The sequence below is a fragment of the Acinetobacter junii genome, assembly GCF_018336855.1.
Classification (GTDB): domain Bacteria; phylum Pseudomonadota; class Gammaproteobacteria; order Pseudomonadales; family Moraxellaceae; genus Acinetobacter; species Acinetobacter junii.
Genome location: NZ_CP059558.1, coordinates 810829 through 825579, shown reverse-complemented (window position 1 = coordinate 825579; position 14751 = coordinate 810829). Strand labels below are relative to the sequence as shown.

Annotated in this window: 18 protein-coding genes and 1 riboswitch; of the genes, 7 read left to right on the top strand and 11 right to left on the bottom strand. The window is 39.5% G+C overall.

Annotation, left to right across the window (positions count from 1 at the left end; genetic code table 11):
• Positions 1-2 precede the first annotated feature (2 nt).
• Positions 3-221 (bottom strand): hypothetical protein, encoded by a 219-nt coding sequence (locus H2677_RS03920; protein WP_099948212.1) that lies wholly within the window; start codon positions 219-221, stop codon positions 3-5.
• A gap of 182 nt (positions 222-403) precedes the next feature.
• Positions 404-559: riboswitch (FMN riboswitch) on the top strand.
• A 93-nt stretch (positions 560-652) separates the two neighbouring features.
• On the opposite strand from H2677_RS03920, the gene ribB reads away from it, so the two are divergent.
• Positions 653-1312, top strand: a complete 660-nt coding sequence (gene ribB, locus H2677_RS03915) for a 3,4-dihydroxy-2-butanone-4-phosphate synthase (protein ID WP_004914014.1) — start codon at positions 653-655, stop codon at positions 1310-1312.
• 34 nt (positions 1313-1346) lie between these two features.
• Here the strand turns inward: ribB and H2677_RS03910 are convergent, their stop codons facing one another.
• A complete protein-coding gene (locus H2677_RS03910) occupies positions 1347-2021 on the bottom strand; it encodes an HAD-IA family hydrolase (protein WP_212639185.1) in 675 nt (224 codons plus the stop codon).
• A gap of 93 nt (positions 2022-2114) precedes the next feature.
• On the opposite strand from H2677_RS03910, the gene H2677_RS03905 reads away from it, so the two are divergent.
• Complete coding sequence (locus H2677_RS03905; RefSeq protein ID WP_212639184.1) at positions 2115-2882, top strand: hydroxymethylpyrimidine/phosphomethylpyrimidine kinase; 768 nt, start codon at positions 2115-2117, stop codon at positions 2880-2882.
• Positions 2883-2958: 76 nt separating this feature from the next.
• Here the strand turns inward: H2677_RS03905 and lysM are convergent, their stop codons facing one another.
• From lysM to H2677_RS03875, 6 genes are all read right to left on the bottom strand, one after another.
• Entirely contained in the window at positions 2959-3432 is a 474-nt protein-coding gene (gene lysM / locus H2677_RS03900) for a peptidoglycan-binding protein LysM (RefSeq protein ID WP_004952622.1), read from the bottom strand.
• A gap of 205 nt (positions 3433-3637) precedes the next feature.
• Positions 3638-3874, bottom strand: coding sequence for an acyl carrier protein (gene acpP, locus H2677_RS03895; protein ID WP_004655272.1), 237 nt, complete (start codon positions 3872-3874; stop codon positions 3638-3640).
• 86 nt (positions 3875-3960) lie between these two features.
• Positions 3961-4695 carry a 3-oxoacyl-ACP reductase FabG gene (gene fabG, locus H2677_RS03890; protein WP_004682865.1) on the bottom strand — a complete coding sequence of 245 codons (735 nt, stop codon included), beginning with the start codon at positions 4693-4695 and terminating at the stop codon, positions 3961-3963.
• Positions 4692-5678, bottom strand: coding sequence for an ACP S-malonyltransferase (gene fabD, locus H2677_RS03885; protein WP_039047459.1), 987 nt, complete (start codon positions 5676-5678; stop codon positions 4692-4694). The genes fabG and fabD overlap by 4 nt, the downstream gene beginning before the upstream one ends.
• A gap of 197 nt (positions 5679-5875) precedes the next feature.
• Positions 5876-6061 carry a 50S ribosomal protein L32 gene (gene rpmF, locus H2677_RS03880; RefSeq protein WP_004638135.1) on the bottom strand — a complete coding sequence of 62 codons (186 nt, stop codon included), beginning with the start codon at positions 6059-6061 and terminating at the stop codon, positions 5876-5878.
• 74 nt (positions 6062-6135) lie between these two features.
• Positions 6136-6696, bottom strand: a complete 561-nt coding sequence (locus H2677_RS03875; RefSeq protein WP_004952618.1) for a YceD family protein — start codon at positions 6694-6696, stop codon at positions 6136-6138.
• 96 nt (positions 6697-6792) lie between these two features.
• Between H2677_RS03875 and H2677_RS03870 the strand changes: the two genes are divergently transcribed.
• Together H2677_RS03870 and H2677_RS03865 are read left to right on the top strand one after the other, a co-directional pair.
• On the top strand, positions 6793-7455 hold the full coding sequence (locus H2677_RS03870; RefSeq protein WP_212639183.1) for an elongation factor P hydroxylase: 663 nt from the start codon (positions 6793-6795) through the stop codon (positions 7453-7455).
• An 88-nt stretch (positions 7456-7543) separates the two neighbouring features.
• A complete protein-coding gene (locus H2677_RS03865; protein ID WP_004914027.1) occupies positions 7544-8161 on the top strand; it encodes an L-threonylcarbamoyladenylate synthase in 618 nt (205 codons plus the stop codon).
• A gap of 300 nt (positions 8162-8461) precedes the next feature.
• Here H2677_RS03865 and H2677_RS03860 read toward each other — a convergent pair whose 3' ends face one another.
• Positions 8462-9175, bottom strand: coding sequence for a GNAT family N-acetyltransferase (locus H2677_RS03860; RefSeq protein WP_212639182.1), 714 nt, complete (start codon positions 9173-9175; stop codon positions 8462-8464).
• 238 nt (positions 9176-9413) lie between these two features.
• Here H2677_RS03860 and H2677_RS03855 point away from each other — a divergent pair, with 238 nt between their 5' ends.
• Genes H2677_RS03855 through rluB form a run of 3 tightly spaced genes read left to right on the top strand, consistent with a single transcriptional unit; the run spans position 9414 to position 11790 of the window.
• A complete protein-coding gene (locus H2677_RS03855) occupies positions 9414-10208 on the top strand; it encodes a segregation and condensation protein A (protein ID WP_004960148.1) in 795 nt (264 codons plus the stop codon).
• Positions 10205-10804: an SMC-Scp complex subunit ScpB gene (scpB, locus tag H2677_RS03850; protein WP_212639181.1), complete on the top strand. Its 600-nt coding sequence runs from the start codon at positions 10205-10207 to the stop codon at positions 10802-10804. Before H2677_RS03855 ends, scpB begins: the two co-directional genes overlap by 4 nt.
• Positions 10805-10845: 41 nt before the next feature.
• Positions 10846-11790, top strand: coding sequence for a 23S rRNA pseudouridine(2605) synthase RluB (rluB, locus tag H2677_RS03845; protein ID WP_004952611.1), 945 nt, complete (start codon positions 10846-10848; stop codon positions 11788-11790).
• A 79-nt stretch (positions 11791-11869) separates the two neighbouring features.
• On the opposite strand, the gene H2677_RS03840 is transcribed toward rluB, so the two are convergent.
• Together H2677_RS03840 and H2677_RS03835 are read right to left on the bottom strand one after the other, a co-directional pair.
• The gene (locus H2677_RS03840; RefSeq protein ID WP_212639180.1) at positions 11870-13591 is read right to left on the bottom strand and encodes an ABC transporter ATP-binding protein; all 1722 of its coding nucleotides are present in this window, start codon (positions 13589-13591) and stop codon (positions 11870-11872) included.
• A 14-nt stretch (positions 13592-13605) separates the two neighbouring features.
• Positions 13606-14748, bottom strand: coding sequence for an ABC transporter permease (locus H2677_RS03835; protein WP_212639179.1), 1143 nt, complete (start codon positions 14746-14748; stop codon positions 13606-13608).
• Between the last annotated feature and the right edge of the window lie 3 nt (positions 14749-14751).

Genomic DNA, 14751 nt, shown 5'->3' with positions numbered 1-14751 from the left:
CCCTATTGTTGATAGTTTTTAAATAAAGGTCTTAGAAAAAATGGAACTTTAAAGAGACTTTGATTAATTTTTTTATTCTCTTGTTCAATGGTTTGTTTTAATTGCTGATTCAACCAAGCCAAATCTTGCTGCGAGACTAAACTAAAATCTTTTAAGCTCATCACAGGTCGGTGAAGTTGTTGAGCCAAGTTTTCCAACTCGATATTATCCTTAATATCCATTTTATTGATCTCCATTTTTATTGTTCTATGTTTGGAGTGTATGCGTAATTCAAAAAGAATACTAGCACTTAGAATTATTGAAAAATGTGAATGATTTCTTACTTAATTTTCTGATTTAAATAGAACGGTTCATTCTATAAAAAACTATTTTCAGAATATAGAAACTCGATATAATCAAATCACATCGCTTCAGGGCGGGGTGAAATTCCCCACCGGTGGTAAGTTAGGCTTTGCTCATCAAAGACCTAATCAGCCCACGAGCCTGTATATTTTTATATACAAGCAGATTTGGTGAGAAACCAAAGCCGACGGTATAGTCCGGATGAAAGAAGACGAAATCACCGAAACTTACTTTGGTTTGTTTTGGTGTCCGCTTATTTTGCATCAGTCCTGAAATGTTCAACCGTAACCCAATTACGCGAGCGTTTCATATGTCTAGTTTAATTCAACCTGAACTTTTCTTTTCAGCACTCTCACCAGCTGAACTTCGTATTCAACAAGCTTTAGATGATATTCGCCAAGGCAAACCTGTATTGGTCATGGACGATTTTGATCGGGAAAATGAAGCTGATCTTATTATTGCTGCTGAAACATTAACCGTCGAAACTATGGCACAAATGATTCGTGATGGTTCTGGTATTGTGTGTTTATGTTTGACTGAACAATTAGCTGACCATTTAGAACTCCCACCTATGGTCATAGATAACTCTAGCCAATTCAAAACTGCGTTTACCGTCACGATTGAGGCAGCACAAGGCGTTACGACAGGTGTATCAGCAAAAGATCGTGTAACAACGGTTTTAGCTGCAACTAAAGATGGTGCTGTTGCAAGTGATCTTCATCGTCCAGGTCATGTATTCCCCTTACGTGCTCGCGATGGCGGTGTACTAACCCGTCGAGGTCATACTGAGGGGACAATTGATTTAGCTCGTTTGGCAGGCTTAAAACCTGCAGGTGTGCTATGTGAGCTAACCAACCCAGATGGTTCTATGGCATCAGGTATTCAAGTGTTAGCGTATGCGCAAACACATGGCTTGACAGTGATTAGCATAGAAGAACTCGTCCAATACCGTTTAAAGCATAATCTTTAATACAAAAAAAGCCTCGATTCATCGAGGCTTTTTATTAGGATACTTTGCGCCGTTGATTTAATTGCTCGATACATTCAATCAGCTCATTAAACTGATTGATTTGCGTGATCGGCTGCGCTTGAGCCAGTTCTTCTGGTGTTCCATAGCCATAACTGACCGCAATGGTATCAATTCCATGAGCACGTGCACCAACAATATCATATTGACGATCACCGACCATTACACAGTGCTGTGCATTCAATTGTTCTTGCTCAAGAATATAAGCAATTAAATCTGCTTTGTTGGTACGTTCACCAGTCAACTCACTACCATGTATTTCTGTGAAATATTGATCCAACTCGAAATGCACCAAAATTTGTTTCGCATAGACTGTTGGCTTAGCTGTTGCTAAAAATAATTGATAATCTTGTTGTTTTAGTTTGTAGAGTGTCTCAGCAACATTTGGATAGACTTGATTTTCAAATAATCCGATCACTGCAAAACGTTCACGATAGGCTGCGAGTGCTTGCTCAGCCAACTCATTACTTTGGGAGTTTAACAATCTCGCCAAGGAACCTTTTAATGGTGGTCCAATCGCCCAATCCAAATCTACTTCATCAGCTATTGGATAACCAAGTTTCTCTAGCGCAAAACGAATTGAACGATGAATACCTTCTTTGGGATCAGTTAGAGTCCCATCTAAATCAATTAAAATATTTCTGATCGTCATTCGCTCAATCTCTTACAGCCTTACATAACATAGTCGAGAGTTTCTCGAAACTTACATATACTAGCGTAATTGAGAGAACAAAAGGAAATAGCTGTGCGTCCTACCGTACTATGTTTTTCAGGTTTAGATCCTTCAGGTGGTGCTGGTCTACAAGCAGATATAGAAGCCATAGGACAAAGCGGTGCACATGCGGCAATTGCTTGTACAGCTTTGACAATACAGAACTCACAACAAGTATTTGGTTTTGAAGCAAGTTCAAAAGAATTGCTGTTAGCTCAAGCAAATGCTGTGGTTGGAGACTTACCTATCAAATGTGTAAAATCTGGCATGTTGGGCACTACCGATAATATTGCTGCATTAGCTGAATTTTTAAGAGCACATGCTGATTATCTATATGTACTTGATCCTGTTTTAGTCGCAAACAGTGGTGGCTCACTAGGTGATCAAGCAACATTAGTAAAGGCATTTGTTGAGCTAATTCCTCTCGCGACTGTGATTACACCCAATACAGTTGAATTGAGAGCTTTAACTGGTGTGGATGATATTGAACTCGCTACTCAGAAATTATTTGAAATGGGTGCAAAAGCAGTTTTAGTTAAAGGTGGACATGAAGATACACCTGACCATATCCGTAATGTTCTCTATGCTGATGGGAAAATGATTGCTGAAAGCCGTTGCCCGCGTTTAGAAGGTCAATATCATGGTTCAGGCTGCTCTTTGGCAAGCTTCATTGCTGGACGTTTAGCCTTAGGTGATTCACTAAAAATAGCGGTTCAGCATGCTGAAACATGGCTATTTGGTGTATTAAAAAATGCTGAAACACCCGTTCCAAATGGGCAAAAGATTCCAAAACGATTTTGATGTCTGAAATATTGAATATCTTTCAATGAATAGTTATAAAAAAAGGCGCTGAATGCGCCTTTTTAAAACCCACAAATTATTGCGGAATACGCAATACCTGACCAGGGAAAATTTCATCAGGATCTTTTAACATCGGTTTATTGGCTTCAAAAATTTTAGGGTATTGGTTTGCATCACCATAAACTTCTTTTGCAATCTTTGACAAGTTATCCCCTGATTTTACTGTATAGAACTTACTTTCAGGTTCTGGAACTTCAACAGTCATTTGATCATCCACCTGAGCGACATGATCAATATTACCGACGATCAATATAATTTTTTCTTTATCAGCCTGACTCTTTACCTGCCCTTTAATGATTGCCGTATCCGTATTGCCGTTATACGTTACAGCCAATCCTTCAACACCTAGACCTAAACTCTTAATTAAACCTAATAATTTATTGGCAACTTCTTGTGCAGAAGGTTCAGCTGGAGTTGCTGGTGCTGGTTGTGGCTCTGCTGGAGCATTATTTTTCTTACCAATTCCTTTAACAAAATCAAAAAGACCCATTTTTATTTCCTCTGTAATTATTAATAAAGCTTAGTCAAAGTTGACGTACATTTAGTTATACCGAAAAAATAGTCAACTCGAGTTTCAATTTAAATAGGTCTTGTAAATATATGTATATATTCGGGTATAGAGACTTTTGAAAAATTTCTGTAATTTTCAAGCATAAAAAAGCCACCTCACGGTGGCCTTTCATCACACAAATTGATTAACCAAGTTTCTTAGTTACATAATCAATTGCAGATTGAACTGTAGTGATTTCATTTGAATCTTCATCTGGAATCGTGATGTCAAAATCATTTTCAAAAGACATTACAAGTTCAACCAAATCTAAAGAGTCAGCACCTAAGTCATCCATGAAAGATGCTTCGTTTTTAATCTCTTCAGCACGCATACCTAATTGTTCAGCTACTGCTTGTTTGATGCGTTGTTCGATATCGCTCACAGGAATTCTCCTCATTGCTTGTGGCGTTTTAATTTGCCACTAGTTTAATTGAATATAAAATTTTTTAAAAGTTTATACATCGCCACTTAGGCCATGTATAAACCACCATTTACGTGTAAAACTGTACCAGTAATGTAACTAGCTTTATCGCTTGCAAGGAAACTCACTGCATGCGCAATATCTTGAGGCTCACCTAGACGATTTAAAGCTACTTGATCACTCATTTTTTTACGAACATCTTCGCTTAACTGATCAGTCATTTCAGTCGCGATGAATCCAGGTGCAACACTATTTACAGTTATCTGACGGCTGCCCATCTCTTTAGCTAAACTACGACTGAATGCTTCAATCCCTGCTTTTGCTGCTGAGTAGTTGGCTTGGCCTGGATTTGCAAAATGTGCAACCACTGAACTAATGTTAATAATTCGACCAAAACGTGCTTTAGTCATACCTTTCAAAACACGCTTCGAGAGACGGTAAACAGCTTTGAGATGAATATTGAGAATATCGTCCCAATCATCTTCAGACATACGAAGTAACAAATTATCTTTCGTAATCCCAGCATTGTTCACTAGAACTAGCACAGAACCGTATTTTTGCTCGATATCTGTTACCAGTGCATCAATCGCTTCACCATTTCGAACGTCAAGTACAGCACCCGCACCGTTCTCAGCAAAGCTTTCTGTCAGTTTTTGCGCGCCTGATTCAGAAGTCGCGGTGCCAACTACAAAAAAACCGTCTTGAATGAGCTGCTGTGCAATTGCTGCGCCAATGCCTCGGCTAGCTCCTGTCACTAACGCAACTTTTCGTTGTTGTGTCATGCAATTTTTCCTTCTGCCACTAATACTGCGTTTAGGGCATCTTCCATACGTGCTTTGCTATCAATCGCAAATGCTTTATCTATGTTCGGTAATCGCTTCGCAAGATTACTCAGTACAGTCCCAGGTCCACATTCGACCACATACTGAATACCTTGATCTTGCAGATATTGCATGGTACGAGTCCATTGCACTGACTCATACAACTGAGCCGTTAATGCCTGACGCAATTGAGCAACATCTGTCGCAATTTCCGCGTTGACATTTTGTATTACAGGAAGGCGTGGTAGCTCAATGGCAGTTTGTTCCAAAGCTTCAGCAAACTGTTCTGCTGCTGGCTTCATTAATGAGCAATGTGAAGGCACAGATACTGGTAGCGCAATGGCTTTGCCTGATTGCTCCTTTGCAGCAGCGATAACCTGTTGGACTAAAGTCGCAGTTCCTGCAATCACAACTTGACCTTGCGCATTGTAATTGGCAGCTTCAACCGAACCCTCACCATTTGCTGTCGCAGCTTGGCAAAGCTCAACCACTTTCTGATCATCAAGACCTAGAATTGCAGCCATAGCACCTGCACCTTGAGGAACTGCATTTTGCATGAGTTTCCCACGCAAATTCACTAGTTTTACAGCATCTCCCAATGTCATCGCTTCCGCAGCAACTAAAGCACTGTATTCACCTAGAGAGTGTCCTGCCAAGTATTTTGGTACTACACCGCCTAACTCCAACCATACGCGCCATAACGCGATACTAGCGGTTAATAAAACAGGTTGTGTATTTTCAGTTTGATCTAAACCTTCTCCGCTTTGCGCGATATGCCATAAATCAAAACCTAGTGCATTTGATGCTTCATCAAAGGTTTCTTTGATCACACCGAACTGCTCAGCAAGTTCAGCCAGCATACCTACTTTTTGCGAGCCTTGACCTGGGAATACAAATGCGGTTTTTGTTGCTTGAGCTGCCTGCTCAAGTCGTTTAGTCGACATATAAAAATCCTTAAAATGGTCTATTGCCAGTTTCATCATTTCTCATGATTCTACATGAGAATAGCAGCAGACTTTTTCTCGATGCGGAAATTTAACATTGATTAAATCGTTTTATAATTGCGAAAAACAACAAAAAAGGGAGCTTTCGCTCCCATTTTTTCTATACTTTAAGCTAACGCTTAATGCATATGATTCAATTATTCAGCATCAGCTGCTTTAGCGAATAATTGACGACCACGGTAAATACCGTCTTTAGTCACGTGGTGACGACGATGAGTTTCACCAGTAGTTTGGTCTACAGATAATGCATTCTCGGTTAAAGCGTCATGTGAACGGCGCATGTCACGGCGAGAGCGACTTTTACGGTTTTGCTGAACGGCCATGATGGCTCCTTACAAAGATCGAAAAAATGGATCAGAACAAATTCAGTTGTCTTAACTCAACATTATAACACAAATTATGAGTTAAGTTTACCCTTCAAACTTGCCAAAACATCAAACGGGTTATCCCGCTTCTCTTCGACAACGTCCTGAATGGTAGGTCGATGTTTTAACTCACAAGCATCATGCTTAGGAGATAAAGGCATCAACAATAACAGTTCATCTTCTAGTAATGCGAGCAAATCGATCGAAGCAGGTGTATCAATATCACCTTTTTTCGTTGACTCACTTTCACCTAAAACGATGAAATCAGCATCCTCATCCAAGCGCTCTATCAGTGACTCATCATCGATTAAAGCTAAATGAAAATCTGATACAAGTTCAGTTTCAACGGTATCCAGACAACGCTGGCATTCCATCGGAACTTTCGTATCAATATGTCCATCTAACCATACAATGCGATGATATGCATCCATTGATAGCTTACAGTCTATGTTGATCAATTGATCATTAATTGATCCAACAGCTTCACGAGCGATACGAGCAAAGCGAGACAATGGCAGTGTACCTGACCATGTAAAGCCTTGTTCAGCCCATTTAAACGGCTCAATCTGTGCCGGAAAGGTATTTGCTGACATAATTAAGGCGGCAATTCTACAAATTCATCGGTACTCTGTCAAAGATTAAGATACAATTTTGCACTTCTTTAGACAGAACTCGGGGTAAATTAAGCAATGCACCTGTTGCAGCCGCAACCTGAAGTAACAACTTCATCACTTGTTAGCACCCATTCAACTGATCTACCTCGATTGATACCAGATCAAGTGCAACGCTCATCTTGGCAAAACTTAACAACTGAAGTAGAACATGTTGATTGGCTCATTTTACACTTTAATCACTGGTTTTCCCACCATAATGTCACATTAGTTAAAGGTGATTTTGAACCAGAATATTTCCCAGCGACAGATCAGCTACCTGCACGAATCCAATTTGCTCATGGTTTTTTTAATAGTGCCTTACATGAAATTAGTCATTGGACGATTTCAGGGGAACAACGTAGAAAGTTACCTGATCTAGGTTATTGGTATGCACCTGATGGTCGAACTGCGGAACAGCAAGCGCTTTTTGAACAAGTAGAAATCAAACCCCAAGCGATTGAATGGTTGTTTGCAACTGCATTTGGTCGAAAGTTTCGTGTCTCTTTAGATAACTTAACTGGCGAAGGTGGTGATGGTGCTTTGTTTAAAGACAATGTTTTTAATCAAGTAAAATGCTTTTTTTCAGGTGAGTCTAAATTACCTCGTGATGCTGCACACTTCATTTATTATATCTGCTTGTGTACGCGTAATGGACGAGCATTACAACTTGATGAATTTAAACGTGAATCGCTTGATTGATTGACAAAATTATCACATCTGAGACTTGCATCCGCCCCTTAACACGTTTCATACTTAATTCAGCCATAAAGATCAGGGAGTTATAATAATGTTGCACTTACATATTCATCCTGAAAATCCACAGGCACGCTTAATCACTCAAGCTGTAGATCGTATACGTGCAGGTGATGTGGTTGTTTATCCGACTGATGCTGCTTATGCAATTGGTTGCCAAATTGGAAATAAAAATGCCATGGAGCGAATTGCACAGATTCGCGGTCTAGGTCCAAAACATCAATATGCGATTATGTGTTGTGATCTATCTGATATTGCAACCTATGCAAAAGTTGATAATGCAATGTATCGACTGCTTAAAAATAATACGCCTGCTGTAACCACTTTTATTTTGCCTGCAACCAGCGAAGTTCCAAAACGTTTGATGCATCCTAAGAAAAAAACCATTGGTTTGCGTATTCCTAGCAATCCTATCGCACAAGCGTTGCTAAAAGAGCTCGGCGAACCACTACTCACAAGCACCCTGATTCTTCCTGATCAAACAGAACCACTAGATGATCCTTATGATATTGAAAATCAACTCGGCAAACGCATAGATGTATTTATTGATGGCGGTTTCGGTACTTTATCTACCACTAGTATCGTGGATTTATCTGGAGAAAACCCAGAGATCGTACGTCGTGGGGTTGGAGATGTAAGTGCGTTTGAATAATAAAGATATAGCAAATGCATCTATTTCAAATGTTAGTGAACATTTATGATTATGCTGATGACCAGACAATCTATGTCATTGAACCTTGGCTTTTAGAACCTATCTATCACCCTTGAAGTCAAAGAACCCAAAGAAGGGCTTATACAAATTAAACATGACAATAAGGTTTTGAATATTTTTTAGAAGTTAAGATTGTAAAAGACATATTTGAAGATTTAGAGAATCTAAACTTGTGTATTCGATCTCAATGTCAATCAATTATCGAATACGCAATTTTTGATGCTTAATGTCTAAATTGAATCATATAAAATCTGATAACCGCTTTTTCTGAATACCTTTTGCATCAAAATTTTCTGGACTTAACCATTGTTGATAAGCTGGCTCTAAATCTGACCACTCTTCATCAATAATTGAAAACCACGCCGTATTACGATTTCTTCCTTTCACAATTCGATCTTGTCTAAATAAACCTTCATATTGAAACCCGAAACGCAATGCAGCTGCTTTAGAAGGTTGATTACAATCATCACACTTCCACTCAATGCGTCGAAATCTTTGCTTAAAACATTGTTGTATTAATAGAAAAATAGCTTCTGTAGCAGCCCTCGACTTTTTCATTTTATGAGAGAAATAAACATTGCCGATTTCTATGGCACCGTTGTCGAGTCTAGAATTAAGCAGAGCAATCCATCCACAAATTTCACCCTCAATTTCAATTAGAAAATGTGTTGAGCCTTTAAAATTAAATGAATTTTTTAGTGATTCCGTAAGTACAGTTAAATTCAATGGTGCGGCATACGGCAAATAGGTCCAACAACTTTCATCTGGCTCTGTTGTGACACAATTCCAAATTTGGGAAAAAGCTCGATTTGAAACTTCAGAATTGATATCAATTAAATTGACATAATTCCCCTCAATATTTCCACGCACTAGCTCACAAGGCTTAAAGTGCTCAACTGAAAAACTGGTGAGCTGTCCAAATTTGTTTTCTTGTGTTTCTTGATATCTGTACATAAAAAAATGCCAATTTTTTATAATGCGAAGACAATTTAACCATAAAATTCATCTATGGACTGCATACGATGCCATAAGCATAGAAAATACCCTGAGAAACTTAAGGTTTTTGTAAGTGAGCAATTTATTAAATTAGGTAATTCGATTAGAATAGCTGAACTTGCTGTGACATGTGAATTTGCATGTGTCCGCACTTTCTCTTTCATGCTTTTGAAAATTCGCGTGGCTTATAACGGTAATGAATCAAATCCTTTCTTCTACATTGGAGACTTCTCCTTCCATTCGTGTGCTTGACGAATGGCAAGAAGCTATACCTGAAGATTTGTATATTCCCCCTGCTGCATTTGAAATTTTACTTGAACAATTTGAAGGTCCTCTAGATTTCCTCATCTATTTAATCCAGAAAAATGGATTTGATCTTTTACAATTGGATATTTCCCCGATCGCTACCCAATATCTGTCTTATATGGATAGCATGAAATCGCTCAATATCGAACTCACCGCAGACTATATGGTGATGGCTGCATTACTCGCCGATTTAAAATCTCGTTTGTTACTTCCAAAACCTGTTGCTGTAGATCAATTTGAAAAAGATCCAAAACAAGAACTTATTGATCGACTTGAAACGTATTTAAGAATCAAACAAGTGGCTGAAAAATTAGGGCAAATGCCAATTTTTGAGCGAGATACTTTTAGCACTAATGTAAGCATAGGTCATATTGCCCCAATTTATGAAGGTTATGATGTAGATGCATTACGTGATGCTTTGTTTTGCGTATTCAATCGTCCTGAACCCGTTAAACATGTTGTTGCACAAGAACCTGTACTGTTAGAAGAGCGAATCGCCTTCATCGAAAGTCAACTTGCAACTGGTTTGAGCTTGAGTTTTATTGAGCTGCTAAATCCAAAACAAGGTCGTATGGGAATGGTTGTAACATTTATGGCTGTTCTTGAACTCACGAGACAACAAAAAATTCAAATTATTCATTCTGGTATCGAGGCTCCATTAACTATTCAAGGAGTATCAGCATGAGTTTAGAACAATTCGATTTACATGAAGGCATGTCTCTTGAAGATATACATCATGATGTTTTGTTGCAAATTGAGGCTATTTTATTTGCCAGTGACTCCCCAGTTTCACTAGCACGACTAAAAGAAGCATTTCAAAACCAATATAATAAGCAACAATTACGTACTTTTCTGCAACAGCTTGCAATGTTGCAGCATGGTCGATCTATTGAATTAATTGAAACGGCACAGGGCTTTCGTTTTCAAGTCCGTGCAAAATATCGAAATATTATCGCGCAAGTTTGGCCTGAACGTCCGACGAAACTTTCTCCTTCTTTACTCGAAACGGTTGCAGTGATTGCTTATCATCAACCTGTAACACGTGCTGATATCGAACAAATTCGTGGTGTTTCAAACAATAGCCAGAACTTGAGAACGCTTTTTGACTGGAACTGGATTAAAGAATCTGGTTTTAGAGATTTACCTGGAAGACCCGCGTTGTTAGTTACAACGCCTCAATTTTTAAATGCTTTTGGTTTAGCTTCGCTAGGTCAATTGCCTCCCCTACAGAACGCCAAGGAAGCATTCATGGCTCTCGATGCACATGCGCCGAAGTCTTGAGAAGGTGAACTGTTGATCATTATGTCTAAGGTTGTGCTGTCATGAGTGAAAAATTACAAAAGGTACTGGCGAGAGTGGGGTTAGGCTCACGTCGTTATATGGAAGAGGTTATTGCTGCTGGTCGTGTCAGCATCAATGGTAAAATCGCCCAAGTGGGTGAACGTATTGAACCGACTGATGAACTCCGTATCGATGGTCGTAAAGTACAATTCCAGATTGAAGACGAAATACGTCGTCGTGTATTGATCTACTACAAGCCTGAAGGTGAGATTTGCTCACGCAATGATCCTGAAAAACGCCCTACGGTATTTGATCACTTACCCCAAATCGCCAATGATCGTTGGGTGATGGTGGGTCGTCTTGATATCAACAGTACTGGTTTATTGATTTTTACAAATGATGGTGAGCTTGCTAACCGCTTAATGCACCCTTCAAATGAAGTAGAACGTGAATATGCCGTGCGTGTTATGGGTGAAGTCACTCCGCAAATCCGTAACAATATGCTTAAGGGCGTCGAACTTGAAGATGGTCCTGCTAAGTTTGAATCTTTCTCCGAAATTGGTGGCGATGGAATTAACCGTTGGTATCAAGTTGTTGTGAAAGAGGGTCGTAATCGTGAAGTACGTCGTATCTTTGAATCACAAGGTTTAAAAGTAAGTCGTCTACTCCGTACTCGTTACGGTACAGTGATTTTGCCACGTGAATTACGCACAGGTCGCTGGATGGAGCTCGATAAAGCCGATATCGATAACTTAGCGAAATCAGTTGAATTAAAACCTCGTCAAGGTACGGGCTTATTCGGTATGGCAAAACGTCGTACTGAACGCATGAGTGAAAAACCAATGGCGGCGCGTCGTGGAGGTTATTTACGTCAACAACGTCGTGATGATGAACAACCAGAGCAACAACAACGCCCAAATGCCAATAATAACGGCAACAGTGGACGCAAAACTATTGGCCTGAATAAAGGTTTTAAAAAGTTCTAATTGCTCAGCAATGTAAATAAAAAAACGCTCAAATTTGAGCGTTTTTTTATGGGACTTAGATATGAAAATCAGAAGCTAGCTAAGCAATACCTTGTGGAATTGCTTTTAATAATTTTTGAGTATATTCATGTTGAGGATTCAAATAGAGCTCATCTGAATTTGCAATTTCAACCACTTCCCCATGATTCATGACCATTACTTGATCTGAAATATATTTCACCACAGATAAATCATGAGAAATAAAAATATAACTCAAACCAAACTCATCCTGTAAATCCTGAAGCAAGTTTAATACCTGAGCCTGTACAGACACATCAAGCGCTGAAACTGACTCATCACAGATCAAAATCTCAGGTTTCAAAGTTAAGCAACGTGCAATCGCAATCCGTTGACGCTGTCCTCCCGAAAACTCATGTGGATAACGATCATATGCTTCAACAGGTAGGCTAACACGCTCCAGAAGCTCTAGTGCAATTTTTTTACGCTCTTGATCATTTTGACCGATCCCATGAATACGCATCGGTTCAAGTAAAATCTGCCCAATGGTAAAACGAGGATTTAATGATGCGTAAGGATTTTGGAAAATGATCTGAATTTTACGTTGATAGAGGGCAAATTCCTTCTCTGACATCGCAAGAATATCTTTACCATCTATAAAGGCCTGACCACCAGTTGCTTCATGCAATCGCATAAGTAACAAACCAATTGTCGTTTTCCCAGATCCAGACTCACCCACCAAACCCAATGTTTTGCCCTTAGCCAGTTTAAAGGAAACACCTTTCACCGCCTGAAACTCATCACGTCCCCATAAACCTTTACGACTATAAAATGATTTTTTGAGATTTTGTACATCCAAGATAATCGGCTCGTCACCTGTTAAGCCACGACTACGTTCTTGCAGATGAACCGTTGACAGATTAATAGCTTCGATAAGCTGACCATTTTCTTGTTTCATAAAGTCACTGGTCACAGGTAAACGATATGGTCGAGAAGAAAGTTGTGGGCGACAATGCAACAGTGCTCTCGTATAGACATCATTCGGTTGTTCTAAAACTTGTTGAGCATCACCACTTTCACGAATTTCACCATGACGCATTACAATCACTTCATCGGCAATTTCACCGACCAATGCCAAATCATGGGTAATAAACAACATTGACATTTCACGACGCTGACGCAAAGACTCCAACAAATCAATAATTTGTTTTTGAATAGTGACATCTAGTGCAGTAGTCGGCTCATCCGCAATCAATAGTTTCGGTTCACAAGCGATCGCCATCGCAATCATCACACGTTGTTGTTGACCACCAGATAATTGACTTGGATAAGCATCGATCTTGGTGTCGGGAGATGGAATACCGACTTCTTTCAATAATTCTAAAACACGTGCACGAGCTTGTTTACGTCCCATACCCAAGTGAATACGCAAAACCTCTGCAATTTGATCACCAACGGTAAATACTGGATTTAATGATGACATTGGCTCTTGGAAAATCATCGCAATATCTTTTCCACAAATATTACGTAGCTCTGCAACAGATAGATTAAGTAAGTCTTTATCTTCAAAACGGATTTGACTCTGTTCTGAAATTTGACTTTGTCCTTTCGGTAATAATCCCATAACTGCCAATGAAGTGACTGATTTACCACTTCCCGACTCTCCAACTAAGGCAACTGTTTTATTTTTTGGGATACTAAACGAAATCCCTTTAACAGTTTTAATCCATTGTTTGCTTTCGGATTTAAAACTCACCTCAAGATTTTCAACTTTTAATAACGGTGATTCATTTATTGTTGTCATCGCATCTCACTCCGCTATTTCAGTTTTGGATCCAATGCATCACGTAATGCATCAGTAAACATAGAAAATGCTGTCACTAACACCGCCATCGCAATCGATGCGGCAGCCAATTGCCACCATTTCCCTAAAATCAATTCGGTTTGCGCCTCATTCAACATACTGCCCCATGACACAACACCGACAGGAACACCAAAACCGAGGAAGCTTAAGATTACTTCTGACTTGATAAACGCTACCACTAGAATTGAAATCTGAACCAACGCGATATGACTCACGTTGGGGAAAATATGCACAAACATACGGCGGAAATGGCTGACCCCAATTGCTTTGGCAGCAAGTACATATTCACGAGATTTATGCTTCATATATTCAGCACGAATCAAACGGAACACTCCTGTCCAGCCTGTTAAACCTAGAATTAATACAATCGAAAGAATACCTTTCTGCTGCAAAACCGCTGCAACAGCCAAAACCAATAATAGATAAGGTATTGAAGTAAAGATGTTATAGAACCAATTGAGCACATCATCTACCCAACCACCAAAATATCCCGCGATTGCACCAAGAAAAGTCCCAATTACAACAGCTAAAAGTGCTGACAGTAATCCTACAAGAATCGAAGTTTCAGCGCCTTTAATCGTTTTAAGGAGAACATCTTGCCCCCATTTATCTGCACCGAATGCTAAGGTTGTTTTTAGTTCTTGCTTTTGATCAAGTAACTCGCCACCAAGTTGCTGATTGATTGCATGCATATCTTCCGCCAATGGATCGATTACACCGTAGTAATCAATAGCTACATTGCCTGAGGTTTGTTGTGTAGTCTGAGTATTCAATTCCCGTAAAATATCTTTTAAAGGATCGACTGGATTTTCAGGTAAAACTTCTGCTTGTTTAGCGATTGGGCTCAGAGGCGTGTCTTCAGTATCAGCGCCCATAAAGGTTGGCGGCGCATAACTGACTGCAACCTCTTTGTTCCAATCCGAAGCGATTACGCCTGTAACAGATAGTAGCAACACAATGAAATAGGCGAATACGATGAATAAGGATGCCATAGCAATACGATCTGCTTTTAATCGTTGTACTGCCAAACGCCATAATCCTGAAGATGCGGTGTTAGTCTGAACTTGCGCTTTTCGTTTTGATAATACACTCAGCATAGT